This is a genomic window from Methylococcus sp. EFPC2 (assembly GCF_016925495.1).
Classification (GTDB): Bacteria; Pseudomonadota; Gammaproteobacteria; order Methylococcales; family Methylococcaceae; genus EFPC2.
In genome coordinates, this window is sequence record NZ_CP070491.1 from 3,830,456 (window position 1) to 3,855,632 (window position 25,177).

The 25,177-nt window shown below is 61.4% G+C and carries 23 protein-coding genes; 13 read left to right on the forward strand and 10 right to left on the reverse strand.

The window, feature by feature from the left end:
* Nucleotides 1-32 precede the first annotated feature (32 nt).
* From gyrB to iscR, 5 genes are read right to left on the reverse strand one after another with little or no spacing between them, the layout of a single operon-like run.
* Nucleotides 33-2,441, reverse strand: a complete 2,409-nt coding sequence (gene gyrB / locus JWZ97_RS16395; protein WP_205431329.1) for a DNA topoisomerase (ATP-hydrolyzing) subunit B — start codon at nucleotides 2,439-2,441, stop codon at nucleotides 33-35.
* Nucleotides 2,442-2,470: 29 nt separating this feature from the next.
* On the reverse strand, nucleotides 2,471-3,550 hold the full coding sequence (gene recF / locus JWZ97_RS16400; protein WP_205431331.1) for a DNA replication/repair protein RecF: 1,080 nt from the start codon (nucleotides 3,548-3,550) through the stop codon (nucleotides 2,471-2,473).
* A gap of 36 nt (nucleotides 3,551-3,586) precedes the next feature.
* The gene (locus tag JWZ97_RS16405) at nucleotides 3,587-3,910 is read right to left on the reverse strand and encodes an iron-sulfur cluster assembly accessory protein (protein WP_205431333.1); all 324 of its coding nucleotides are present in this window, start codon (nucleotides 3,908-3,910) and stop codon (nucleotides 3,587-3,589) included.
* Between the two features lie 32 nt (nucleotides 3,911-3,942).
* Nucleotides 3,943-5,082, reverse strand: a complete 1,140-nt coding sequence (locus JWZ97_RS16410; protein WP_205431334.1) for a cysteine desulfurase family protein — start codon at nucleotides 5,080-5,082, stop codon at nucleotides 3,943-3,945.
* A gap of 39 nt (nucleotides 5,083-5,121) precedes the next feature.
* A complete protein-coding gene (gene iscR, locus JWZ97_RS16415; protein ID WP_205431336.1) occupies nucleotides 5,122-5,619 on the reverse strand; it encodes a Fe-S cluster assembly transcriptional regulator IscR in 498 nt (165 codons plus the stop codon).
* A gap of 186 nt (nucleotides 5,620-5,805) precedes the next feature.
* Between iscR and JWZ97_RS16420 the strand changes: the two genes are divergently transcribed.
* Nucleotides 5,806-7,056, forward strand: a complete 1,251-nt coding sequence (locus tag JWZ97_RS16420) for a hypothetical protein (protein ID WP_205431337.1) — start codon at nucleotides 5,806-5,808, stop codon at nucleotides 7,054-7,056.
* Nucleotides 7,057-7,059: 3 nt separating this feature from the next.
* Here JWZ97_RS16420 and yegQ read toward each other — a convergent pair whose 3' ends face one another.
* A complete protein-coding gene (gene yegQ / locus JWZ97_RS16425; protein WP_205431340.1) occupies nucleotides 7,060-8,421 on the reverse strand; it encodes a tRNA 5-hydroxyuridine modification protein YegQ in 1,362 nt (453 codons plus the stop codon).
* Nucleotides 8,422-8,579: 158 nt separating this feature from the next.
* On the opposite strand from yegQ, the gene cysM reads away from it, so the two are divergent.
* Complete coding sequence (gene cysM / locus JWZ97_RS16430; RefSeq protein ID WP_205431342.1) at nucleotides 8,580-9,476, forward strand: cysteine synthase CysM; 897 nt, start codon at nucleotides 8,580-8,582, stop codon at nucleotides 9,474-9,476.
* 50 nt (nucleotides 9,477-9,526) lie between these two features.
* The gene (rlmD, locus tag JWZ97_RS16435) at nucleotides 9,527-10,858 is read left to right on the forward strand and encodes a 23S rRNA (uracil(1939)-C(5))-methyltransferase RlmD (protein WP_205431350.1); all 1,332 of its coding nucleotides are present in this window, start codon (nucleotides 9,527-9,529) and stop codon (nucleotides 10,856-10,858) included.
* Nucleotides 10,859-10,918: 60 nt separating this feature from the next.
* Here the strand turns inward: rlmD and JWZ97_RS16440 are convergent, their stop codons facing one another.
* Nucleotides 10,919-11,686 (reverse strand): hypothetical protein, encoded by a 768-nt coding sequence (locus JWZ97_RS16440; protein WP_205431351.1) that lies wholly within the window; start codon nucleotides 11,684-11,686, stop codon nucleotides 10,919-10,921.
* Nucleotides 11,687-11,772: 86 nt separating this feature from the next.
* Here JWZ97_RS16440 and JWZ97_RS16445 point away from each other — a divergent pair, with 86 nt between their 5' ends.
* The 4 genes from JWZ97_RS16445 to JWZ97_RS16460 all read left to right on the forward strand — a co-directional run bounded on the left by JWZ97_RS16445 (nucleotide 11,773) and on the right by JWZ97_RS16460 (nucleotide 15,577).
* Entirely contained in the window at nucleotides 11,773-12,780 is a 1,008-nt protein-coding gene (locus tag JWZ97_RS16445; protein WP_205431353.1) for a MoxR family ATPase, read from the forward strand.
* 335 nt (nucleotides 12,781-13,115) lie between these two features.
* Nucleotides 13,116-13,754 (forward strand): orotate phosphoribosyltransferase, encoded by a 639-nt coding sequence (pyrE, locus tag JWZ97_RS16450; protein WP_205431355.1) that lies wholly within the window; start codon nucleotides 13,116-13,118, stop codon nucleotides 13,752-13,754.
* Nucleotides 13,755-13,757: 3 nt separating this feature from the next.
* Nucleotides 13,758-14,762, forward strand: coding sequence for a DUF4124 domain-containing protein (locus JWZ97_RS16455; RefSeq protein WP_205431356.1), 1,005 nt, complete (start codon nucleotides 13,758-13,760; stop codon nucleotides 14,760-14,762).
* Nucleotides 14,763-14,935: 173 nt separating this feature from the next.
* On the forward strand, nucleotides 14,936-15,577 hold the full coding sequence (locus JWZ97_RS16460) for a MarC family protein (protein ID WP_205431358.1): 642 nt from the start codon (nucleotides 14,936-14,938) through the stop codon (nucleotides 15,575-15,577).
* A gap of 49 nt (nucleotides 15,578-15,626) precedes the next feature.
* Here the strand turns inward: JWZ97_RS16460 and JWZ97_RS16465 are convergent, their stop codons facing one another.
* The gene (locus JWZ97_RS16465) at nucleotides 15,627-15,914 is read right to left on the reverse strand and encodes a 2Fe-2S iron-sulfur cluster binding domain-containing protein (RefSeq protein WP_205431361.1); all 288 of its coding nucleotides are present in this window, start codon (nucleotides 15,912-15,914) and stop codon (nucleotides 15,627-15,629) included.
* A gap of 299 nt (nucleotides 15,915-16,213) precedes the next feature.
* Here JWZ97_RS16465 and modA point away from each other — a divergent pair, with 299 nt between their 5' ends.
* The 4 genes from modA to JWZ97_RS16485 all read left to right on the forward strand — a co-directional run bounded on the left by modA (nucleotide 16,214) and on the right by JWZ97_RS16485 (nucleotide 19,397).
* Nucleotides 16,214-16,972: a molybdate ABC transporter substrate-binding protein gene (gene modA / locus JWZ97_RS16470; protein WP_205431363.1), complete on the forward strand. Its 759-nt coding sequence runs from the start codon at nucleotides 16,214-16,216 to the stop codon at nucleotides 16,970-16,972.
* Between the two features lie 33 nt (nucleotides 16,973-17,005).
* Nucleotides 17,006-17,698, forward strand: coding sequence for a molybdate ABC transporter permease subunit (gene modB / locus JWZ97_RS16475; protein WP_205431365.1), 693 nt, complete (start codon nucleotides 17,006-17,008; stop codon nucleotides 17,696-17,698).
* 8 nt (nucleotides 17,699-17,706) lie between these two features.
* Nucleotides 17,707-18,834: a molybdenum ABC transporter ATP-binding protein gene (gene modC / locus JWZ97_RS16480; protein WP_205431367.1), complete on the forward strand. Its 1,128-nt coding sequence runs from the start codon at nucleotides 17,707-17,709 to the stop codon at nucleotides 18,832-18,834.
* A gap of 134 nt (nucleotides 18,835-18,968) precedes the next feature.
* Nucleotides 18,969-19,397 (forward strand): molybdopterin-binding protein, encoded by a 429-nt coding sequence (locus JWZ97_RS16485; protein ID WP_205431368.1) that lies wholly within the window; start codon nucleotides 18,969-18,971, stop codon nucleotides 19,395-19,397.
* Between the two features lie 93 nt (nucleotides 19,398-19,490).
* Here the strand turns inward: JWZ97_RS16485 and JWZ97_RS16490 are convergent, their stop codons facing one another.
* A complete protein-coding gene (locus tag JWZ97_RS16490) occupies nucleotides 19,491-21,068 on the reverse strand; it encodes an NCS2 family permease (RefSeq protein ID WP_240342381.1) in 1,578 nt (525 codons plus the stop codon).
* 267 nt (nucleotides 21,069-21,335) lie between these two features.
* On the opposite strand from JWZ97_RS16490, the gene JWZ97_RS16495 reads away from it, so the two are divergent.
* Complete coding sequence (locus JWZ97_RS16495; RefSeq protein WP_205431370.1) at nucleotides 21,336-21,944, forward strand: HD domain-containing protein; 609 nt, start codon at nucleotides 21,336-21,338, stop codon at nucleotides 21,942-21,944.
* Between the two features lie 175 nt (nucleotides 21,945-22,119).
* Here JWZ97_RS16495 and JWZ97_RS16500 read toward each other — a convergent pair whose 3' ends face one another.
* Complete coding sequence (locus tag JWZ97_RS16500; RefSeq protein ID WP_205431371.1) at nucleotides 22,120-22,296, reverse strand: hypothetical protein; 177 nt, start codon at nucleotides 22,294-22,296, stop codon at nucleotides 22,120-22,122.
* Nucleotides 22,297-22,424: 128 nt separating this feature from the next.
* Between JWZ97_RS16500 and cas3 the strand changes: the two genes are divergently transcribed.
* Nucleotides 22,425-25,094, forward strand: coding sequence for a CRISPR-associated helicase/endonuclease Cas3 (gene cas3, locus JWZ97_RS16505; protein WP_205431372.1), 2,670 nt, complete (start codon nucleotides 22,425-22,427; stop codon nucleotides 25,092-25,094).
* Nucleotides 25,095-25,177: the final 83 nt, after the last annotated feature.

The following is a 25,177-nucleotide window of genomic DNA, read 5'->3' on the forward strand; positions in this document are numbered from 1 at the left end:
CCGGGCCCAACGAACAACCGGTTGGAGCCTGCTTAGATATCGAGGTTGGAAACCTCCAAGGCATTTTTCTCGATGAAGTCGCGTCGCGGTTCGACCTGGTCGCCCATGAGTGTGGTAAACACTTCATCCGCGGCTATGGCGTCCTCGATCCTGACCTGAAGCAGGCGCCGGGTGTTGGCGTCCAGCGTCGTTTCCCACAACTGTTCGGGATTCATCTCGCCCAGGCCCTTGTAGCGCTGGATATGCTGACCCTTCCTGGCTTCAGCCATCATCCAGCCGAATGCTTCTTTGAAACTGCCGACGGGGGACCGTTTGTCCTCACTTCCTATGCATGCGCCGGGACCAAAAAGTCCTTCGGTCATCTGTCCGAAAGCCACGAGCCGGGTGTAATCATGGGATTGAAAGAAACTGGGACCCACCTCAAAGAACTTTTGCACGCCGTGTATGCGTTTGAGGACGCGCGCGGAAAATTCGCCTTGACCGCCGAAACTTAGATCGACTCTGAACTGGGCGATGTTTTCCAAGGTTCGTAAGCGCGCTTCCAGTGATTGAAACCAGTTGTATAAGCTATCCCTGTCGCTCGCGATCTCCTTGTCGAGAGGCGGCAAGCCGATGAGCGCTTCGAGGAAGGTTTCATCGTAGCGGTGCGAGTGTCTATCGATGAGGTCGCGGACCTTGAGGTGCTCGCGGGCGAGCTGCTCGAGCCCCTGGCCCTGGATGGGCGGCGTTTCCTCGCTGGGATAAAGCTTCGCCTTTTCCAGGCCAAGCTGCAGCAGGTAGTTGTCCAATTCACCGTCGTCTTTGACGTAATGCTCCTGCTTGCCCTTCTTGACCTTGTACAAAGGTGGTTGGGCGATATAGATATAGCCGCGCTCGATGAGTTCGGGCATCTGCCGGTAGAAAAAGGTGAGCAGCAGTGTGCGGATGTGCGAGCCGTCGACGTCGGCGTCGGTCATGATGATGATGCGGTGATAGCGCAGCTTGTCCGGGTTGTATTCCTCCCGGCCTATGCCGCAGCCCAGTGCGGTGATGAGCGTGCCGACCTCTTCGCTGGAGAGCATGCGGTCGAAACGGGCGCGTTCCACGTTGAGTATCTTGCCTTTGAGCGGAAGGATCGCCTGAGTGCGGCGATCGCGGCCCTGCTTGGCCGAACCCCCTGCGGAATCACCCTCGACAATGAACAGTTCGGAAAGGGCGGGATCGCGTTCCTGGCAGTCCGCCAGTTTGCCGGGGAGCCCAGCGATGTCCAGCGTGGTCTTGCGGCGCGTCATCTCGCGGGCCTTGCGCGCGGCTTCGCGGGCACGAGCGGCGTCTATCATCTTGCCGGCGATGATTTTGGCCACGGACGGATTTTCCAGCAGGAATTCGTCGAACTTTTCGTTCATGGCCGACTCGACGGCCGGTTTCACTTCGGAGGAAACCAGCTTGTCCTTGGTCTGCGAGGAGAACTTGGGGTCGGGCACCTTGACCGAAAGTATGGCCGTCAAGCCTTCGCGGGCGTCGTCGCCGGTGGTCGCGACCTTGTGTTTCTTCTGCAGCCCTTCGGCTTCGATGTACTGGTTTAGGGTACGGGTCAGCGAGGCGCGGAAGCCCGCCAAATGGGTGCCGCCATCGCGTTGGGGGATATTGTTGGTATAACAGTAGATATTTTCCTGATAGGAGTCGTTCCACTGCAGGGCGGCTTCCACGGTGATGCCTTCGCGCTCGGTGCTGACGTAAAACACCTTGTCGAACAGGGGGGTCTTGTTCTTGTTCAGATGCTCGACGAAGGCGCGGATGCCGCCCTCGTATTCAAAGACGTCTTCGCGGTCGGTGCGCTCGTCGCGCAGTTCGATGCGTACCCCGGAATTGAGGAAGGACAACTCGCGCAGCCGCTTGGCCAGGATCTCGTAGCTGAACTCGATGTGCGTGAAAGTTTCGGCACTGGGCTTGAAGCGGATTTTGGTGCCGGAGCCTTCCGCCGCGCCGACATCCGCGAGTGGCGCCTGCGGCTCGCCGTGCCGGTAAGTCTGCTGATAAAGCCGGCCGCTCTTGCGGATTTCAAGCTCCAGCACTTCAGAGAGAGCGTTGACCACCGAAACGCCGACGCCGTGCAGGCCGCCGGAAACCTTGTAAGCGTTGTCGTCGAATTTGCCGCCTGCATGCAGCACCGTCAGGATCACTTCGGCGGCGGACCGGCCTTCTTCCTGGTGAATGTCAACGGGTATGCCGCGGCCGTCGTCGGTAACGGTGACGGATTCGTCGGCGTGGATGGTCACCTGAACGCTCTTGCAATAGCCGGCCAGCGCTTCGTCGATGGAGTTGTCGACCACCTCGAAGACCATATGATGCAGGCCTGTACCGTCGTCGGTATCCCCGATGTACATGCCTGGACGCTTGCGGACGGCGTCTAGTCCTTTCAGAACCTTGATACTGGAACTGTCGTAATCGTCGGCTGCCATAGTCGCTCGCTGGGTTGCAAAGTTTGGGTTCAAATCTGTTCCACCCGGCCGTTTGCGATGTCGTATACGGCCGTGAGGTCTGCTTTAAGTTCGTGCCGGACGCGACCATCCGTCGCGGTGATGAAACATTGCCCCTCGCGGGCGGCAAGGAATTCCAGCAACCGGATGCGATTGCGTTCGTCCAGCTCTGAGGCCAGGTCGTCTATCAGGATGCAGCCGCCTCCGCCCTGCGCGGGTTCCAGGCATTGCGCCTGCGCCAGCAGCAGACTGATGATCAATAGCTTCATCTGTCCGCGGGACAGGAAGTTGCGCGCGGCCTTGCCGTCGACCTGGATCGCGAAATCGGCTCGGTGGGGTCCGGAGTGGGTGTAACCGAGTTTACGGTCCTGCTCCCAGCTATTCGTCAGTACCGAGATCAGGGGGCTGGTGCCGCTGTCCCATCCGTCGGACAAAGACAAGGTGAAAGTGTACTGGCCGAGAAAATACCGCACTACCTCTTGGAAGCAAGGGCGCAACCGTTCCAGGTAAGCCGCTCGGGACTCGGCGACTATTGTACCGTACCGCGCGAGCTCATGGTTCCAGGTCTCGACATTGCGATTGTCGCCCAGGCGTAACAGCGCATTGCGCTGGCTCAGGGCGCGCACATAGCCGCGCCAATGGGACAGATAGTCGGGGTCGAGATGGAACGCACCCCAGTCCAGGAACTGGCGCCGCGACTTGGGCGATTGCTCCAGCAAGGCGTGGCTGGCGGGTTGTACGAGGAGGACGGGAAAGGCACGGATGAGTTCGGCGCTGGATGTGAGCTTGTGCCCGCGGAGCGCGATTTCCCTTTGTTTCTTGCTCAGGCGTACGCCCAGGGAAGTCAGCCCGGGCGCCGAATCTCCTTGCACGCGGCCGGATACGGTGAGGCTGTCCCGTCCGTGGCGTATGAGTTGGGCGGCGCGGCTCGAACGGAAAGATCGCGCTCGCCCCAATAGAAATATCGCTTCCAGCAGGCTGGTTTTGCCGCTGCCATTGGGACCAAGGATGAGGTTGATGCGGGGCGACGGATTCAACTGGGCGTATTCGATGTTGCGTACATCGAAAATGTCGAGCTTAGTGAGGATCACCGATGGATCGATTTCACCCGTGGGTCGTCCTATTGATCAGACGGTAAAGCTCTCGCCGCAACCGCAAGAAGCCCTCGCATTGGGATTGTGAAAGCGGAAAGCCTCGCTGATGCCTTCGCGGGTGTAATCGACCTGGACGCCGTCGAGTACGGGCAAATCGCTGGCGTTGATGATCAACTTGACACCGTGTTCCTCGAAAACCTGATCGTCGCCGCCCAAATCGTCGGCGTAATCGACCACATAGGCGAGCCCGGAGCAGCCGGCCTTTTTGACGCCCAGGCGCAGCCCCAGGCCGCGACCCCGTTTTGCTAATTGTTTGGCGATTTGTTTGGCGGCGCTTTCGGTGAGGGTGATGGACATGACGGCTAACCAGGGAGAAACGGACGCTTATTCTAACCCGCCGCGCGGTTCAGGCCGAAATCCGCGAGGATGTTTTTTAGCGCCTGCAGCAACAGAGGCACTTGTTCCTCACTGTTGTCTTTGCCGAAGCTGACGCGCACAGCGCCCTTGGCTACGTCCGGCTCGACGCCCATCGCCAGCAGGACCGGGCTGGGTTCGCCGGCGCCGCTGGCGCAGGCGGAACCGCTGGAAACGGCAAAACCGCGCCGGTCCAAGGCCATCACCAAGGCTTCGCCATCGATGCGGGTCAGGGCAAACTGGACGGTATTAGGCAGGCGCTCGGAGTCACCGGCAAATATCGTCGCGCCGGGCAGACTGGCCAGCCCGGATTCCAGTACTTGGCGTAGTCGCAGCATGTGGGCGTACCGCTGATCCAGTTCCGACTTGGCCAATTCCGCTGCTTTCCCGAAGCCGACCAGGGCGGCGACGTTTTCGGTACCGCCGCGCAGATCGCGTTCCTGGCCTCCGCCGTGCAGCAGCGGTTCGAGTTCGACGCCGGTTTGTACGATCAACGCGCCGGCGCCTTTGGGGCCGTATATCTTGTGCGCCGAGATCGACAGCAGATGCGCGCCGCAGCGGTGGAAGTCGAGCGGGAGCTTGCCCGCCGCCTGGACCGCGTCGCAGTGGAGATAAAGGCCGCGGGCCCGGAGGCGATCTGCGACGCGGGCTATGTCCTGAATCACGCCGGTTTCGTTGTTGGCCAGCATCACCGTCGCGAAACGCAAGTCCGGATGCTCCCAGGCTTCCTGACTATCGCCGGTAAGCGAGCCTTGTGCGTCTACCGCCAGTGTCTGTATACGCCAGTCGTGCCGGCTCAGATAGTCCAGAGGTCCCGTTACGGCGGGATGTTCGGTGAGTGGGCTGGCTATCACGCCGGGGCGGAGTTTGCCGGCCAGTCCCTTGATCGCCAGATTGTCGGCCTCGGTGCCGGATGCCGTGAATATCACCTCGGAGGGCTGTGCGCCCACCAGGGCCGCCACTTGTTCGCGGGCGGTGCCTATCGCGCTGCGGGCGATTCGTCCCAATCGGTGCAGGCTGGAGGGGTTGCCGTAGAGCGGTCCCAGATAGGGGAGCATGGATTCCCGCACCCGCTCGTCCAGTGGGGTCGTGGCGTTATGGTCGAGATAAATCATCGACTCGCGCAGAACTCCCGCTGGGCTTCAACTCGTCTTTCAGGACGCGGTAACCCGCTGTTCGTGGCGAACCAGCTTTTCCATCGCATGGGCGGCTACCGGTTGTTTGTCCTGGCGCTCGGCCACCTGACGCACCTGGCGGCGCTGGAGCAAGTCGTGCAGACTGATGGTGGACAGATAAGTCCTGATCTGCTCGCTCAGGCCCATCCACAAATCGTGGGTCAGGCAAGGCTGAGCATTATGGCAGTTGGACTTTCCTCCGCAGCGGGTGGAATCTATGGTTTCATCAACGGCGGTGATGATGTCCGCGACATTGATGCTGGCGGAGTCGCGGCTCAACTGGTAGCCGCCGCCGGGGCCACGTACCCCTTCCACCATGCCGGCTCGGCGCAGCCGGGCGAACAGTTGCTCCAGATAGGACAGTGAAATGTTCTGCCGCTTGGCGATGTCGGTCAGTGTGACGGGATGTTTCTCGCCGTGATAAGCCAGGTCCAGCATGGCGGTAACGGCATATCGGCCTTTGGTAGTCAGTCTCACGGGTTTGCTCCCAGTCGAAAGGGTTAGGAAAACTATAGCGAATCCCCAGAAAAATAGTCAACTATTGCGGTGACGATTGCAAGCCCTGGATCACACGAAATTTCAGGTTTTTTTCTGGCAAACTAAGCGCACGCCCACGAACTAGTCCGATCGCCTTCCATGTGTTCCCGCCAGCTACGTTTGCTCATGACGGCATTATTGCTTGTCGCCGGCTTGTTTGGGTTTTTACTGGCGATGATGGTGCAAACGGCGCCGGAGATCAGCGCTCCGCCGGGCGGTTCCCAGCCCTTTTTGGCGGCCACCAGGACGCTGTTGCATGACGGCGTAGCCGCCCGGCCGGACGGCCAGCGAATCAAATTGGTCGCGCTGACGGAAAACGATTTGACCGCCTTGGTCAATTTCGCCTTGCTGCGTAAGCATTGGCAGGGTTATGCCCTCGCCTCGATACATGGTGGCCGGCTCGACGTTACGGCCAGCATCCGGCTGCCGATCCGGTCCGCGGACCTCTATCTCAATCTGAAGCTGGTCGCGGACGATGCCCAGCCGCAGGCTGTCATCAAACGCTTGAGGGTCGGGCGCTTGTCTTTGCCGGCGCCGGTGGTGAGGGGGCTGATCGGTGTCATGCGGGCGTTGACTTCGCTGGGTCGCTATGCCGCGGTCGGCGAGCGCCTGTTGCGCGAAGTGCGGATCGGCGACGAGCGCTTGCAGCTTGCGCTCAATTGGGACCAGGAGACGGTCCAGCAACTGCGGGCGCTGGTGGTCGACGTGGCCAGCCAGGAGCGTATGCTGGTATATCAGCAAAGGTTGGGCGAGGCTCTCGCCGCCTTGCAAGGCAAGCGTTACGCCAGCCTGGCCGTCTTGATGCAGTCCTTGTTCGCGCTGGCCGACGAAAGGTCCGCGCTTCCCGAAAGCGAGCCCATGGAGGAAAACCGCGCGATCATTCTGGTGCTGGGCGCCTATGTCAATAATCGCGAATTGTTGCGGGAGGCCGGCGGCGCTTCCGTCCGGCTTCCGCGCCGGGGTGTCCTGCTCAGTCGCCGCATCGATATGGCGCAGCATTTCATGGGCTCGGCGGCTCTGGCCATCTCCGGCCATCGAGCCCTGGCCGATGTGGTCGGCATGGCCAAGGAAATCAACGACACGCATAGCGGCAGTGGCTTCAGCTTCACCGACTTGGCCGCCGACCGGGCCGGCGCCTTGTTCGGCAAGGTTGCGGTGCGTTCGGCCGATGAGGCGAGACGTGTGCAGTCTCTGCTGAAAGCCGGAACCGATGAGTCGGTGTTCATGCCGTCCATCAAGGACCTGCCGGAAAACCTCGACGCCGATGCCTTTGCCCAGCGTTATGGCACGATAGAGAGCGAACCCTTCCTGGCCTTGAAGCAGCAGATCGAGACGCGCATTACTGCCTGCCCTCTCTACCAGGGCGTGCCGCTCTAAGGATTAAACAGTCGTAGCCGATGGCAGATACTTCGCCAGCAGTCCGAGTTTGGCCGCTGCCGTCGGCAATGGAATCTTGACCTCCCAGCCGCCACCGGGCGCCTCGGCTAGGGGGTTGCCGTTTTTGTCTTCCAGGTGCTCGACGACGATGTCCCGATTGCCTTCCGGCAGTATCAGTTCCAGCCGGTCGCCGACCGCGAACTTGTTTTTCGCCAGCACATCGGCCTTGCCGGTGAGCGGGTCGAAGCCAGTGATTTCGCCGACGAATTGCTGTTTGCGGCTTTCCGAATAGCCACGCAGGTAGTTCTGCTGCTCGTGGGTGTGGTGGCGCTGATAAAAACCATCGGTGTAGCCGCGCTGGGCCAGGTTTTCCAGCACGCCTAAAAGTTCCGGCTGGAACGGGTGGCCGGCGAGGGCGTCGTCGATGGCCTGGCGGTAAACCTGAGCGGTGCGCGCTACGTAATAATGCGATTTGGTGCGGCCTTCGATCTTCAGGCTGTCCACGCCGATCTCGACCAGCCTTTGCACATGCTCGACGGCGCGCAAGTCCTTCGAATTCATGATGTAGGTGCCGTGTTCGTCCTCCATCACCGGCATGAATTCGCCCGGGCGGTTTTCTTCTTCCAGCAGGTAGATTTGATCGGCCAGAGGATGGCGGGCCGCGCCGCCGCAATCGGCCTTGTTGAGTTCGGCGAATGAAATGTCCAGTTTCCCCACGGGCACGATATCGCCCTCCGCGTTTTCCGTGGCTGGCGTGGTGTCATACTTCCAGCGGCAGGAATTGGTGCAGGTGCCCTGGTTGGGATCGCGGTGATTGAAATAACCGGACAACAGGCAGCGGCCGGAATAGGCGATGCACAAGGCACCGTGGACGAAGGTTTCCAGTTCCATGTCCGGGCATTGCTGACGGATCTCGGCGATTTCGTCCAGCGAAAGTTCGCGCGAGAGGATGATGCGCGTGATACCGACCGACTGCCAGAATTTGACCGATGCGTAATTCATGGTATTGGCCTGTACCGACAGGTGTACCGGCATGTCGGGCCAGTTCTCCCGCACCAGCATGATGAGACCGGGGTCGGCCATGATCAGGGCGTCGGGTCCCATGGCGACGATGGGCGCGATGTCCTTGAGGAAGGTCTTGATCTTGCTGTTGTGCGGCAGCACGTTGGTGGCCAGGTAAAATTTCTTGCCTAACGCGTGGGCTTCGGCGATACCCAGCGCCAGGTTCTGCTCCAGAAAATCGTTGTTGCGCACCCTCAGGCTGTAGCGCGGCTGGCCGGCGTAGACCGCGTCGGCACCATAGGCATAGGCGTAGCGCATGTTTTTGATCGTGCCCGCGGGCGAGAGCAGTTCGACGGATTTCATGGTGGGCGGTGTTGCTGTGTAGAAGAAGGCGACATTTTAAGGTAAAAACCTATCCACGTGCTGGGGAATAGGGCATCGCCTGCCTTGCCGGCATCTGAGCCGGTCGGGTCCCCGTTCTGGTATTCTTGCCGCCGTCGGTTTTCAAATTTCAGCCTGTCATGAACGTGTCCTTTCCGGTTCTCGAGTCCTTCGTAGGCAACACGCCCCTGGTGCGTTTGCAGCGCCTGCCGGGCGATACCCGCAATGTCATTCTCGCCAAACTGGAAGGCAACAATCCCGCCGGATCGGTCAAGGACCGGCCGGCCCTGAGCATGATCCAGCAGGCGGAGGCGCGCGGCGAGATCAAGCCCGGCGACCGGCTGATCGAGGCCACCAGCGGCAATACCGGCATCGCCCTGGCCATGGCGGCGGCGATCAAGGGCTATCGCATGACCCTGATCATGCCGGACAACATGAGCCTGGAGCGCCGCGCGGCGATGAAGGCCTATGGCGCGGAAATCATCCTGACTCCCGCGGAAGGCAGCATGGAAGCCGCCATCGACCTGGCGCGGGAAATGGAAGCCCGCGGTGAAGGCTTGGTGCTCGACCAGTTCGCCAACCCCGACAATCCGCGCGCTCACTACGAAGGCACGGGCCCCGAGATCTGGCGCGACACGCAAGGGACCGTGACGCATTTCGTCAGCTCCATGGGAACGACCGGCACCATCATGGGGACTTCGCAATACCTCAAGGAACAGAACCCGGCCATCCAGATCGTCGGGGTTCAACCGGAGGGTAATTCCAAGATCGCCGGCATCCGTCGCTGGCCGCAGGAATATCTGCCCAAGATTTACGACGCCTCCCGGGTGGACCGCATCATCGACATGAGCCAGGAAGAAGCCGAAGACATGACCCGCCAACTCGCGGCGGTGGAAGGCATATTCGCCGGCGTCTCTTCCGGCGGCGCGGTGGCGGCCGCCTTGAAATTGTCGGCCGAGGTCGAGAACGCGGTCATCGTGGTCATCATCTGCGACCGCGGCGACCGCTATCTGTCCACCGGTGTCTTTCCGGAATAGCCCCGCCCGATTTCCGCTTCTCTTCAGTTCTTTCGTTCATTCATTCATTCATGTCCAGACGCCCCAATCGCAGACCCTTACCCTCCACGCCCGTCGAAGCGCAAATCACCTCCTACACCCACGACGGGCGTGGCGTCGCCCATGTCGATGGCAAGGCCATATTCATCATCGGAGCCCTGCCGGGAGAACATGTGTTCTTTCTCTATACCGCCATGCACCGCGATTATGCCGAGGGCAAGGTCGTCGAAGTCGTGCAGGCTTCCCCGCTGCGGGTGGAACCGCGCTGCCCGCATTTCGGCGTGTGCGGCGGCTGCAGCCTGCAGCACCTGGCCGAAGACGCGCAGATCGAGGAAAAGCAGCGCCTGCTGATGGAGCAGTTCCGCCGCCTGGGCAAGGTGGAGCCGGAGGGGGTTTTTCCGCCATTGACCGGTCCCCTCTGGGGCTATCGCCGCAAGGCCAGGCTGGGCGTCAAATGGGTGGCCAAGAAGAACAAGGTGCTGGTGGGCTTTCGGGAAAAGGCCAGCGGTTTCCTCGCCGAGATCGAGACCTGCGCGGTCCTGCATCCCGCTATCGGCGAGCATTTGCGCGACCTGGGCGAGTTGATCGCCGGTCTGAGTCTGCGCGAGCGCATCCCGCAAATCGAAGTGGCGGTGGGCGACGAGGCGACCGCGCTGGTGTTCCGCGTGATGAACGAGCCGACGGCGGCCGACCTGGAAGCCTTGCGGAGTTTCGGGCTGCGCTACGGCTTCGATATCTATCTACAGCCCAAGGGGCCGGATTCCATCTTCGCCCTGCAGCCCGAGCGGCCGGCGCTTTTAAGTTACGCCCTGCCCGAGCAAGGGGTGGAATTCCGTTTCCAGCCGACCGACTTCACCCAGGTTAACACCGAGATCAACCGCAAGATGGTCGATCGTGTGTTGGAAATACTGGAGCCCCAGGCGGACGAGGACGTGCTCGATTTGTTCTGCGGTCTGGGCAACTTCACCCTGCCGTTGGCGCGTCGCGCGGCTCATGTGGTGGGGGTCGAGGGGAGCCAGGCCGCCGTCGAGCGGGGCCGGCAGAATGCCGAATACAATGGCATCGCCAATGTGGAGTTCCACGTCGCCGACCTCTTCCAGCCCCAGGAGCATAGCCCCTGGGCTACGCGCACCTATCACAAGGTGCTGCTCGATCCCGCCCGGACCGGCGCGGCGGAGATATTGGCCTATGCGCCGCGCTGGAAGGCCTCGCGTATCGTCTACGTGTCCTGCAATCCGTCCACCCTGGCGCGCGATGCCGGCATCCTCGTGCATCAGCACGGCTACCGCCTGGTGCGCGCCGGCGTGATGGACATGTTTCCTCATACCTCCCATGTCGAATCCATCGCCCTGTTCGAAAAATGACGGCAAGGCCGTCGAACGGGTCGGGGGCGGCATCGCCCGGCGGAGAATTTCAGCCCTGGCCTAGGGCTTGGCCGGCAAAGGCGGGGGTACTTTCAAGGGCAGGGTGACGATTTGCGGATAGCCGTCCAAATCCAGGCTCAGGCGCAGGCCGCGCGCGGTCCGCGCCTCGTCTTGGCCAGGAAAGAACAGCACGCCGTGCGCCAGTTCGCCCGGTTGCACCAGTTGATTGCGCAAGGACTTGCGTGCCAGATCTTCACGCACCTGGTTTTCAAGTTCGTAATTCGCATCGCTCCCGCCCGTCAGCGCACCGAGCAACACTCCGGCCGCTGCACCTTGAGCCAGCGGAGTGCCGGAAAGATGTCCGGTGACGACGCTGATGGCGAAGCCGGTGGCCAGGCCTGCGGCGCCCAGCAGTCCGGCCCCTTGGGCGCTACCCAAGGCGACCGTGCCCAGTTCCTGGGCGCGGGCGACGCGATTGTAAGCTTGTTCGGTCGACAATACCGGCCAAGCCTGTCCGTCCAGGTCGATGAGGAAGGTTTGCTGGGGATTGATGCGTATCACCGTATTGCTGCGATTGTCCAGCGCGAAGCGCACCGGCAGCAGCCCCGCGCCACGGATGTCGAAACCGAACGCCGCTTCGGCCTGCCGAGGGTCGATGTAGGGCGACGCGCTAATGAGGGCGCCTTGAACATCGACATGGTCGTTTTGCGACGACGGCAAGGGCAGGGGAGCGAGTTTGTCTCTCTGCGGCGAGCAGGCATACAGGAAAGCCCCGGCGAGGAGGGCGGCGAGGGCGCGGCGGATAGCGGTTGGAGGTGGCGAAGTCATGGTCGTGCCCGGTTCGGTGTACGGATGATTTCATTATAATGCCCCATCCATCTTCGAAACCGAACCGATCAGCCGCCTATCCGACCATGAGCCTCGACCCCGTCCTTAGCAACCCGGCCAACCTGTCGTCCGCCCAGCAAGACCTGCGGCGCTTGCAGGACTTCATCAACGGCGAGGTGATCGGTCAGCGGGTCCTGGTCGAGCGCATGCTGATCGCCTTGCTGGCCGACGGACATATCCTCGTGGAGGGCGCGCCGGGCCTGGCCAAGACCCGGGCGATCAATGTGCTCGCGGGCGGAGTTGAAGGCGATTTCCACCGCATACAGTTCACTCCGGATCTGCTTCCGGCCGATCTGACCGGGACCGAAATCTATCGGCCCCAAGACGGTTCTTTCCATTTTCAGCAAGGGCCTTTGTTTCACAATTTGGTCCTGGCCGACGAGATCAACCGCGCCCCGGCCAAGGTGCAGGCCGCCTTGCTGGAGGCGATGGCGGAACGCCAGATCACGGTGGGCAAGGAAACCTATCGCCTGCCGGAGTTGTTCCTGGTGATGGCTACTCAGAATCCCATCGAGCAGGAGGGGACTTATCCTCTTCCGGAGGCGCAACTCGACCGTTTCTTGCTCTATGTGCGCATCGGTTATCCGGAAGCCAGCCGCGAGCGGGATATCCTCCGGCTCGTAAGGGCTGAGGCGCGCGGGCGCCGCCAGGGCAGCTGGGCGGAGTTTGCGCCGCTCAGTCAGCGGGTGCTGTTTCAGGCTCGGGCCGAGGTGCTGGACGTGTTCATGAGCGAACCGCTGGAGGACTATCTGTTGCAGTTGGTGCTGACCACCCGCAATCCCGCCGACCGTGATCCCGATCTGGCGCGCTGGCTGCAATACGGTGCCAGTCCCCGCGCCAGCATCGCGCTGGATCGCTGCGCGCGAGCCCGCGCCTGGCTGGCCGGTCGTGATTTCGTGACGCCCGAGGATATCCAGGAAGTCGCCGCCGAGGTGTTGCGGCATCGCTTGATCCTTTCCTATGAGGCGGAAGCCGAAGGGATCAACACCGGACGCATCGTGCAGGAGTTGTTGCGTCGGGTTCCGGCGCCCTGACCGGCCGACGAACGGCCTGGATCGTCGCCATCGAGCGACAGGGAGCCCCCCCGGGGCCTGCAATGGCCGTCTTGGGATGAATGGCCTATTTTTTGCTGAGTGTGATCTGTAAGTTGTTTGCCTAGTTTATACTTGCCATCTCACTCGGGAAGGTCGAAAAATGCGTTCTTAAGGTCATCTGCCGGTGGTACGGAGGATGCGTATTCCCGAAGGGCGTGCGCCACGCGGCTTTGCCGCTATGCCCTGTTGGGGGCCGTTGAATTACGAAGGGACTCCTCATTTCGTCTAGGGTGAAGCCGGTCCGGATTCTTGCATCGACTAATTTAGGGAACCTAATGCAGCCATTTCAGCGCGATTTCATCGCCTACGCGATTCAGTGTGGAGTCCTGCGTTTCGGCCGCTTCACGTTGAAGTCCGGGCGCGTCAGCCCTTATTTTTTCAATACCGGTCTATTCGATACGGGCGCCCGGCTGGGCAGTCTGGGAGAGTTCTACGCTCAGGCTTATTTGCATGCCGGGCTGCGTGCAGACGTGTTGTACGGCCCGGCCTACAAGGGCATTCCGCTGGTCGGCTCGACCGCCATCGCATTGTCGCGGGCCACGGGCGAGGAGGTTCCGTTCGCCTTCAATCGCAAGGAGGCCAAGGACCACGGCGAGGGCGGAAATCTCGTGGGTGCACCGCTGCAAGGCAAGGTTTTGATCCTGGATGACGTGATTACCGCGGGCACCTCGGTGCGCGAGTCCGTGGATATTATCCGACAGGCCGGTGCCGAGCCTTACGCCGTGTTGATCGCGCTGGATCGGCAGGAAAAAGGGCAGGGTGACCGTTCGGCGATCGCCGAGGTCGGTGAGCGCTATGGCTTGCCCGTGCATGCGCTCATCACCTTACAGGACATCATCGATTATCTGGAGGCCGACGGCCGCTTGGCGGAGTTGGCGGATGTCCGCGATTATCGGGACCGTTACGGGGTCTGATCGATGGATGCCGCCCCCCGCCCCTGCGTTCCTCGTTCTGGTCTGTGGGCGCTGGCCGTCGTGATGCTGCTCGCCGGTTGGGGGCCCGTGCGGGCGGACACGTATCGCTGGGTCGACGAACAAGGCAAGGTGCATTATTCCGACCAGGTGCCTCCCGAGGAGGCGAAGCGCGAGCGGGCCCGGCTCAACGAGCAGGGACGACGGGTCGAACGCGTGGAAGCGGCCAAGACGCCGGAGCAACTGGCGCGGGAAAAGCAGCTCAAGCTCTGGCGTACCGAGCAGACTCGTTTGTTGACCGAGCAACACGACCGCGATCTGGCCCTGTTGCGCTCCTTCCGTAACGAAGAGGAATTGCAACGGGCCTTGTCGAGCAAGCTCGAAACCATCGATGCCCAGATCAAGGTGGTGATATCCAATCGCCAGCGCCAGGAGCAGTATTTACAGTCGCTGCAGCAAAAGGCCGCCGGACTGGAGTTGCAGGGCAAGCCGGTCAACAAGGTACAGCGGGACAATATCGAGGCGACCCGCCGGCAGATTGCCATCCATCAGGGGAAAATCGGCTCGCTGGAGAACGAGAAAAAGCTTATCAACGACCAATTCGCGCGCGATCTGCAGCGCTTCCGGAACCTGCTCGCGCAGCGCGAGGAGCTCGAACGCTCCTCGCTTTGGCATGAGCCGCCCCCCGCGGCGCAGGACGAGGTCGCCGCGATGGTCACGTGTCAGCCCGGAGCGCAATGCGAGCGTGTTTGGGGGTTGGCGAAAAAATATGTTCAGTCGCGCACTAGCCTGCCCCTGTTCACGGAAACCGATCGCATCCTCCAGACCGTCAGTCCCCGAGCCGACCAGGACATTGCCTTGATCGTCGTGCGCATAGACGGCAAGGGCGATAACACCATTTTTCTTGATTTGCGTTGTGCCCGGTCCAGCCTGGGGGAGGAGAACTGCGCGAGTGCCAGGGCGCGGGCCATAAGGACCGATTTCCGCTCGGCGTTGCTGGGTACGATGTAGGGCGGCCATAATTCTCCGCCCGCTCGATGGGGCTGTATCGGGCGACTTGCCTGCAACCTGATGAGGCGCCGAAGTGCAATGGGCCGCCGCCCCTTTCCCCCGTCGCGGTCCTGCTCGAACCGTGGCGTTCGATACGCCGATTAAACCGGCGCGTTACAGGAGTTCGCTCGCACATGGCCCAATGGAACGACTACATCAAACTACTCGCCGGGCTGGTTTCGGTTCTGGATCCGCTCGGGGCGCTCGGCATATTCATCAGCCTGACGGAAAGCCGCGGCGCCGGCGACCGCCGCCGCATCGCCGGGGTCACCGCGCTTGCGGTCGGCGCGGTATTGCTGGTGGCGTTGTTCGCCGGGGAGGCCATCCTCAGGCTGTTCGGCATAGGCCTGCCATCGTTCCAGGTGGCGGGAGGGATACTGATCCTGCTCATGGGGATCACGATGTTGCGCGCATCTCACGACCGTTCCCGCAACACGCCCGAAGAACGGGCCGAAGCGGTGGACAAAGATTCGATAGCCGTCGTGCCCATGGCCATTCCCCTGCTGAGCGGTCCGGGAGCGATCAGCACCGTGATCGTCTACGGCAATCTAGATCCGGCGTGGCCGCACCGCCTGCTGGTCGCCGCCGTCGTAGTGTCGGCGGCGGCCGTCGTCCTGCTGGCCCTGCTGCTGGCTAACCGTATCGCTCCCGTGCTGGGGCGCACCGGCATGAACGTCGTCACCCGCGTCATGGGCTTGATTATCGCCAGCATCGCGGTGGAGTTCATCGCCCAGGGCTTGATCGAGCTGTTTCCCATCCTGGGCCGCTCCGCGTAGTCACGCTCCGTAAGGATGCTGGCCAGACGCCAGCCCAACGGGAAATTCCTCAGGTTGGCCGCACCGAGATCTCGCCGCTCAGCACCTGGGCCTGGCAGGCCAGCCGGTCGTGTTTGCCGGCGAAGTGTTCGCGCAAGATCTTGTCTTCCAGCACCGAGCGTTCGCTCAAATTGTCCCAGCCCGAGGTCACTTGCATCATGCAGGTACCGCAATCGCCTTCGCGGCAGCCGTAGGTGATGGCGGAACCGACCTTTTCCGATATTTCGATCAGGCGCGTGCCGGCCGGCACCGTGACGGTGATGCCGATATCTTCGAAGGTGACGGTGGCTTTGGCCATGATGTGCTCCCGGGGTGGTTACTGTTATTGGTGTTGCGGGTTTCAGTTTAGCGTTCGCCGAGCGCGGCACGCTAGGTGGCCCGCGGCATCGGCGCTGAAGGAACGCAGGGCGAAAGTTCGCAATCGGTACACAAGCTGTTCCATATCCGGTAATACCGACGGCATCGAAATTGTGTTGTAATCCCGATGCCGATGGTTTTTTACGGATATATCCCTGCTTCGTGGTGAACGTTCACGAGCGCAGCGGCGAGGCGCCTACCGCGCCGGCACATTGTTGACTACCGATAGAGGCGACACCCATGAAAAAACGTTTGTTGCATGCACTGATTCCGCTGCTGATCGCCTTCGTCCAGGCCGAACCGGTTTCCGCCGACGTCACCGTCTACGCGGCCGCGAGCCTGACCAATGCGCTGTCGGACGTCGCGAAGAAGTTCGAGCAAGAGCATAAGGACGTCAAGGTGAAGCTGTCGTTCGCCGCCTCTTCCGCCCTGGCCAAGCAGGTCGAGCAGGGCGCCCCCGCCGACGTTTATGCTTCGGCCGACAGCAAGTGGATGGATTACCTGGACGGCAAGGGCAAGATAGACCACGCCTCGCGGACCAATCTGCTCGGCAACACCCTGGTGCTGATCGCTCCGCACGGCAAGAAGCTCCAGGTGAAACTGAATAAGGAATTCGACTTCCCCGGCGCTTTCCAGGGCAAGCTGTGCACCGGCGTGCCCGAATCGGTCCCGGTCGGCACCTATGCCAAGGAAGCGCTCACCCGGCTCGGCTGGTGGGACAAGCTGCAAGGCCGCGTGGTCGGCCTGGAGGACGTGCGGGCCGCGCTGAGCATGGTCGAGCGCGGCGAATGCGATGCCGGCATCGTCTACGAGACCGATGCCAAGCTGAGCAAGAAGGTCGATCTGGTCGACCGCTTCCCGGCCGACACCCACAGCCCCATCGTCTATCCCTTCGCCCTGGTCACTCAGTCCGGCGAGGCGAAAGAGTTTCTTCGTTATCTGGCTGGGGCGGAGGCCAAGAAGATATTTGTCAATTACGGCTTCACGCCCGCGAAATAGCGCAGACGTCGGATACGGCTGTTTTAAGCTGCCATGATGCTGACCGAGGAAGAAATCTCCGCCCTGCTGCTCTCCCTGAAGGTGAGCCTGTGGGCGGTGGCCGGCATGCTCCCGCCGGGCATCCTGCTGGGCTGGCTGCTGGCCCGGCGGCGCTTTCCCGGTAAGTCGCTGCTGGAAGCGACGGTGCATCTGCCGCTGGTGTTGCCGCCCACGGTGACCGGCTACGTGCTGTTGCTGGCCTTCGGGCGCAACGGCTGGCTGGGCGGCTGGCTGCACGACGCGCTGGGCATCACCTTCGCATTCACCTGGAAAGGTGCGGCCATCGCCGCGGCGGTGATGAGCTTTCCCCTGCTGGTGCAGGCGGTGAAGCTGGCCATGAGCCTGGTCGAACCGCGTCTGGAGCAGGCGGCCGCCACTTTGGGCGCCGGCCCTGCGCGGGTCTTCATGACCGTCACCCTGCCGCTCGCGTTTCCCGGCATACTCACCGGCACCATCCTGAGCTATGCCCGCAGCGTCGGCGAATTCGGCGCGACCATCACCTTCGTCGGCAACATCGCGGGCGAAACCCGCACCCTGCCGCTGGCGTTCTTCACCTACACCCAGTCGGTGGACGGCGAGGAACCGGCCATGCGCCTGGTGTTCATCTCCGTCGCGCTGGCCTTCACCGCCCTGCTAGGCAGCGAATTTCTCGCCCGCCGAGCCGAACGCCGGCTGCGCGGAGCCTAGGAGGCCGGATGCTGACTTGCGACGTGGCGTTGCGGCGCGACCGCTTCGCGCTGGAGGCGCGGATCGAATGCGACGAGGGGGTCACCGGTCTGCTGGGCCGCTCGGGGTCGGGCAAGAGTACCCTGCTGGGCATCATCGCCGGGCTGATACGTCCGCAGGAGGGGAAAGTCGTGCTCGACGGCGATGTGTTGTTCGACGGGGCGAGGGGCGTTTTCATCCCGGCTCATCGGCGGCGGGTGGGGTTGGTGTTTCAGGACAGCCAGTTGTTCCCCCAGTATTCGGTCCGCGGGAATTTGCTGTACGGCCATGCTCGTCTGAGGCAAGACGAAATCCGCTTCCGCTTCGACGACATCGTCGACATGCTGGCCATAGGCCATCTGCTCGATGCCCATCCCCGGCAAATTTCCGGCGGCGAGAAGCAGCGGGTGGCCTTGGGACGTTCGCTCCTGGCATCGCCCAGGCTGTTGCTGCTGGACGAACCGCTGGCGTCACTGGACGGCCAGCTCAAGGAGCAAATACTGCCCTTCCTCGAACGCATCAAGCGGGAGCTGGGCCTGCCCATGATTTACGTCTCCCATTCGTTGCCCGAGGTCTTGTATCTGACCGACCGCCTGGCATTCATGGCCGAAGGCCGGATCACCGCCAGCGGAAATTTGCGCGAACTGCTCGCGACCGCTCCGGGCAATCGACTGGCAGGCTTGGGCGGCGACAACGTCCTCGCGGTCGCCATCGAGGCACACGATGCGGAAGGCGGCTGCACCGTCGGCGTGTTCGCGGGACATCATTTGCTGCTGCCTCTGCGGCCGGCCCTCGGGGTCGGCGCAACCGCCTACGTCTCGGTGCACCGCGGCGAGGTCACCCTGGCCAGTCGGAAGGTGGAGGGGGTTTCGATCCAAAACCAGCTCGCGGGACGTGTGGTCGGCATCGAAAACCGGGGCGGTGCCGTACACGTGCAGATCGATGCCGGCACGCCCCTGTGGGCGGAAATCACCCCGCGCGCCTGGCAGGAGCTCAATCTCCATGAGGGCGATTGGGCCTATTGCCTCATCAAGACGCGATCCATCGCCTATCTGACGGATCGCGAGAGTGCGGGGAGTTCTTTTTCTCCCGCTGCCTTGCCGGTCGGGGAGACTTAGGCCGAGAGGATGGTTGCCCGAACCCTTTGTGGATTTCCGTAGCTCCCGTTCCGAAAACTGCAGAACGACGGCCGCCCGTTCTACATCACTCCACCCTGCTTCGGCGGCTACCTATCCTATTGAGGGGAAGCACTATGAAAACAAGCGCAAGAAATCAATTTTTCGGCAAGGTGACCGCCGTAACGCCCGGTGCGGTGACGACCGAGGTGGAAGTCGGCCTCAAGGGCGGCAGCAAGATCATCGCCACCGTGACCAAAACTTCCGAAGAAACTCTCGGCATCAAGGTGGGCGTGGACGTGGTGGTGCTGGTCAAGGCGCCCACGGTGATCATCCTGACGGACGCCGCCGGTTACCGCCTGTCGGCGCGCAATCAGTTGCCCGGTACCGTCAGCAAGGTGCAAAAGGGCAGCGTTAACGCCGAAGTATTGGTCGAGCTTGCCGGTGGCGACACGATTGCATCCAGCATCACCAACGAAAGTGTCGATGCCCTGGGGCTGGCCGTCGGTTCGAAAGCCACGGCGGTTTTCAAGGCCGGCGCGGTCATCCTGGGCGTGGCGGGCTGATAGGCTCGAACTTCGTTACGGTGGGAGCTGGCTTTAGCCCGCGACGATCGCGGTCCGCAAGCCGCTCCCGCCGAAATCCTCAAGACGCTCCCGCTATCTCTCTTCCACCGTCAGCCAGCGCGCCGACAGAAACACCGATCCCATCACGGCATAGCCCGTCACCCAGGGCCAGGCCGGCGTCAGGCTCAGGACCGTGTCGCCCGCGTCCCAGCGGTAGCTGTGCATCAATCCCAACGCGGAAAGCAGCGCCGCGGCCCAGCACCACAGGCTCGCCTGGACGAAACGGCGTTCGATGACCGCCGTGGTCGCGGCGGCCAGCAGCGTGGCGGTAAAGATCGCCCCCTGTTCCAGCGCAAAAGCCCCGTCCATCCATAGGTCCGCCTGCGCGAAACGGCTCAACACCTCGGCCGAAAATGCCGGGCCGTCCGCATCGCCCATGCCCGCGGCGCGCATGCCGTTCTTGGCCATGAATGCGCCCCAGGCGGCGATGCCCGGCAGCAAGCCCACGACCACCGCCGGTGCATGATGGCGAGGCGTGGCCTGGAAGGCTTGCGCGCCGATGACGATGCCTATCCATAGCACAATCGCCAATCCCGCATCCACGGGCACGGCCCAGGCGATGTAAGCCAAGGTTCCCGACAGGCAGATGAAGCTCATGAAAACACCGTTCAGCACCGAATAGCCGGCCCGCGCGCCCAGCGCCTTCCAGCCCGGATGGCCGATGTAGATCGTGGTGGGAAAGCAGGAGCCGAATGCGCAGGCGGCCAGCGAACCCACGCCGTTGATCAGCAGGGACGGGCGAGTGGAATAGCGGTCGCCGGCCGCTTCCGCCGATTCGATGTTCTGTAGCGAGCCTATCAGGTTGAACAGCCCCATGGGCACGATCACCGACAAGTAGGCGAGCAGGGTCTCGGCCCGGAGCGAATCGAACAGCTCGCCCAGCACCGGCACCGGCAGACGCCAGCCGGTCGCCACGGGTTCCGCGCCCACCGGTGCGATGCCCGTCAGCCAGGCCAGCAAACTGCCCAGCACCACGGCGACCAGTCCGCCCGGCAGCCGGCCTTTGAAACGCACCTTGCCGAAATAGGTCAGCAATATCACGCCCAAAGTGGACAGCCCCACCAAGGGGTGGGCGTAGGCATGGAACAGATAACCCATGGCGATGAAGCCGACGGCAATGCCGGCCAGCGTCGACAGCAAGGCCGCGCGCGGGGTGGCGCGGCGCACCCGCTCGGCCACAAAGGCCCCGGCCATCTCGATCAGCGCGCCACTGAAGCAGGCCAGCAAACCCACCTGCCAGGCCGCCCGGGCCGGATCGGCCACGCCCTGAGCCTGAGCGGCCAGCTTGGCCGGCAGCATCACCAGAAAGACGAAGGCGAACAGCGACACCGTGTTGATGCCGTAGGGCAAGGCGCAAACGTCCGCACGGCCTTCCACATCCGCCAATCGCTTGGCCTGCCAGGCATAGAACAGATTGCCCACCAGCAGCGAAACCGCCGCGCCGGGCAATATCCGCCCGTAAACCAGGTCCTCGGAAAATCCCAGCACGCCCCGGCACAGCGCGGTCATCACCAGCAACTGCACCAGATTGTCCAAAGCCAGCCCGAAAAAGCCGTCGATATCGCCGGCCACCAGCCAGGGCATGGCGGTTTTGAGTGGGGTTTTATTCATGGGTCGCATGCGAGGAAAAGGCGGAAAGCCGAAGTTCTACGGGAATGCGGCCCGCGGCTCAAGTGCTTGGACGACAGCGGCCTATACACGCCTTACCTCGCCACTAGCCGCGACTTGTAGGAGCGGGCTTTAGCCCGCGATCAGTGCCAGGGCGGTAGCCGAGACTGCTTTCAAGCCGAAAAATTTGCCCGGCCCGCACCACAGGCTCAGCTTTTGAGGCAGTAGCCTGGATAAACTAGCGCCGGACATCAGGACAAGGAGCTATCGATGGAAGCGTATTTCCGCTATTGGGGCAAAGCAGGAAAGGCGGGTGATGAAGGAGAAGGGGCGCCGTATCACCTGCTGCCTTATCACAGCTTGGATGTCGCGGCGGTAGGCGCGGTACTGCTGGAGCGGCACACCTTCCTGCGTTCCACACTGAGCCATAGGCTTGGCTGGTCGGAAGAGGCCTTGGCAGCATGGATCACGACGCTGCTGTCATTTCACGATCTGGGCAAGTTCGCCGAAAGTTTCCAGCAATTGAAACCGGACTTTCGTAAGTCCTGGTGGGGAGAGAGCTCACTCCGGCATTACGACATACGCCACGACACCCTCGGGTTTTTGGGCTGGCACGACGCTTATCACTGGCGCGCCAGGCGTCCTGCAACGAATGGGAAATCTATGAAACCTGAATACGATTTTTCCACGGTCGAACGTGGTGCGGTAGTCGAGCCCACAGGCAGAACCCGCATCAGCATTTATCTTGACGGCGACATCCTAGCCTCTTTCCGCGCCCGAGCCGACGCCGAAGGCAAGGGTTACCAGACCCTCATCAACGCAGCATTGCGCGCAGCCATCAACCCTCAGACAGCCCCGGTGACGGTAGAAACTTTGTGAAAGAATCTGTGAGAAAGGTCGAATGTTGCTTGAGCATAAGCTTCGTCACAGACCCTGCATTGAGGCAGTGGCCTGTAAAACTAGCGCCCGGCAAAACGGATCTGAGCTTTCGATGGAAGCGTATTTTCGTTATTGGGGTACGGCTGGAGATATGTGCGTTTATACCCATGCTGTCTCACTCGCATAAGTCATCTTGGTCGCTGGATGAGAGTGGATCGGTGGGCGGCGCTTGATATACGGTGTAGGTGGTTATCCGGCCTTTCTGGATATCGATAATTGAGGCTTCCAGTTCGGCATTCAAATCCCGTTTTGCTTCCCAGCGCTCAAGGTTTTGATCATTCAATTTACTCATAAATGGCTCCATAACGGATTTCTATAGGCGCGTCTTTCCCGATACACCATATCCGGCAATGAATTGGGTGGTATGGGAATTCAAGGCGATTAGCTTGTGAAAACGAGGGACACGGTGAAGGATTTCCAATGTCAAATCAACTAGCTTTTTTCAGGTATTGGGGTAAAAGCAGCCGAGATTTTCCTCCTCGTCGAGAACAATATCCGGGTTGGCATCTATTGCCTTATCACAGTCTGGATGTAGCGGCAGTGGCATATGTCTGGTGGGATTCGAGTCGTTCCATCCGCCGGGCCTTTCCCGCCGTTCTGGACGTAGACCGCGATGATGAGCAAGCCATGACGGAACTCAAGGCTTGGTTGTTGTTCTTCGTCGCGTTGCACGATCTGGGCAAGTTCGATGTGCGGTTCCAATCCAAAGCTCCGGGGGTTACGGGAGTACTTTGGCCCGAGCTAGGACAGAAGCTCCGTGGTATTCCGCCCGATGACCGTAGGCACTATGACCATGGTATCGGGGGGTATTGCTGGTTTTCATCGGAAGCCGATTCCCTCCTCGGAATCGAGGATGAAGATAACTACTACGGGGCTATGGATTACTGGGCACCATGGTTGGCATCGGTAGCCGGACATCACGGGGAAATCATTTCGCCAAACGCAGATTCGGATGGTATCCGAAATTTTGCAGGATTGGAGGCGCTGGACATCGAAGCGCGGAAAGCATGGTTCGCTGAGCTTGAAGCCCTATTCCTTGTGCCAGTCGGTCTGTCTTTGCGGGACAGGCCGCCGCAAATAACAAACGACAACCGCGCCGCGCAAAACCTAATCGCCGGTTTCTGCTCAGTGGCCGACTGGGTGGGTTCAAACACCCGGTATTTTTCTTACTGTGCCGAAATTCTCGAACCCGCCGCCTATCTCTCTCAGCGGATCGCGGATATAACTGACAAACGGGTGCTGCATTCTTGCGGCCTGCAGGGGCAAGTCCTGGATTATTCCGGGATCACCGCGCTACTCCCGGAGGGTGAAAAGCCACGGGGCGTGCAAACCATGGTGGATGCCTTGCCTGTGGAGTCGGGTTTGCTCTTGGTGGAAGCCCCCACCGGCTCTGGTAAGACGGAAGCGGCGTTAGGTTACGCTTGGCGCTTGCTTGAAGCGGGATTGGCCGATTCCATTGTGTTTGCCCTGCCTACCCAAGCCACAGCCAACGCCATGCTCAAGAGGCTGGAAGATTTCGCCAAATTGGCCTTCCGGGAAGGTACGAATATCGTCTTGGCTCACGGGAAGTCGCAACTCAATGATGACTTCAAACGGCTGACAGAAACCGGGCGTCGCCCGAGCATCCAAGGCGAAGAGGAAGCCGCCGCACAATGCACCGCTTGGCTGGCGCAAAGCCGCAAGCGCGCTTTCCTGGGACAAATCGGCGTTTGTACGGTGGACCAAGTCTTGCTTTCCGCACTGCCGGTCCGTCATAAGTTTGTGCGGGGCTTTGGGATCAATCACGGCGTGCTCATCGTGGACGAAGTTCACGCCTATGACAGCTATATGACGGGTTTGCTGGAAGAAATCCTGGCCCGGCAAGCGCGAACTGGCGGTTCCGCACTATTGCTTTCTGCCACCCTGCCCGCGAATCAACGCAAGCGCTTGGTCGAGGCTTGGGGCGCCAAGAAAGTCGAGGATTCTAATGACTATCCGTTGTTGACCCATGCCATGGGCCGACGCCTCTGCACGCCAGAGCTCTCCTCTGAACATCACCCCGAGCCGCGCACGGTCGCGGTTGAATGCCTCGCCACCCCTAAAGCGGAACCGGACGAAGCGACGATGGCCCGAGTCATCGAAGCGGCTGAGAGCGGCGCACAGGTCGTCTTGATCGTCAATCTGGTGGACGTGGCGCAGAAAGCCGCGAAGGCATTGCGGGATAAAACGTCGGTTCCGGTGGACATCTTCCATGCTCGCTATCGATTCGAGGACCGCAAAGCCAAGGAGAAAGCCGCTATTGGGCATTATGGCAAGGAGGCGGCGCGAGAAGCCGGGCGCATTTTGGTAGCGACGCAGGTGGTGGAGCAAAGCCTGGATCTCGATTTCGATTGGATGGTGACGCAAATCTGCCCGGTGGATTTGCTGTTCCAGCGGCTGGGTCGGCTGCACCGGCACAACCGATCCAGGCCATCAGATTTCGAGTCGTCCCGTTGTACTGTGCTAGTCCCCGAGAGCGGCAAATACGGCTTGATCGAATGCATTTATGGCGATCCCCGGCTGTTGTGGCGCACCGAGCAATTGTTGAAGCGACCGGGCGGATTGATCGAGTTTCCAGGCGCTTACCGGCAATGGATCGAGGCGGTTTATGGGGAAGCTTGGTCGGATGATAAAGATGAACCGGAGGATGTTTTCGGCGGGCATTGTGGCTGGAAGCAGCGCCAGGAACAAAAGCGTAGTGATGCTGCCCGCTACGTGCGGATGAACATCCGGGAATTCCGGGACGATCAAGACACCGTGGCCTCCCTGACCCGCGATGAGGAAATGGGTCATACAGTGCTGCCCTTGAGCGCGGACGGCAAGGCGTTCTTGGATGGGCGAAGGCTGAAGGACTTGGATGACATGGATAAGGCCGAGGCCATCAACTTGAACGGTATTCCCGCTCCGGCGAGTTGGAGGTTCTTGCAATCGCTGGAAACCAATGATGAAGGCTGCCGGGTGTTGCCGATGGAGCGTCAAGGCGGTGTTTGGCGCGGGGCGGCGGGAAGTACCGACTTAACTTACTCGCAGGAATACGGCCTCGCGAAAGCAATTAAAGAGTCGGGCGGGTGAGACCGCCCGGCTACCCCACAGGCGTGGGGAACTTTTCCACGTAAAAAATCGGATCAATCCGAATTACGGGTCATCCCCGAAGA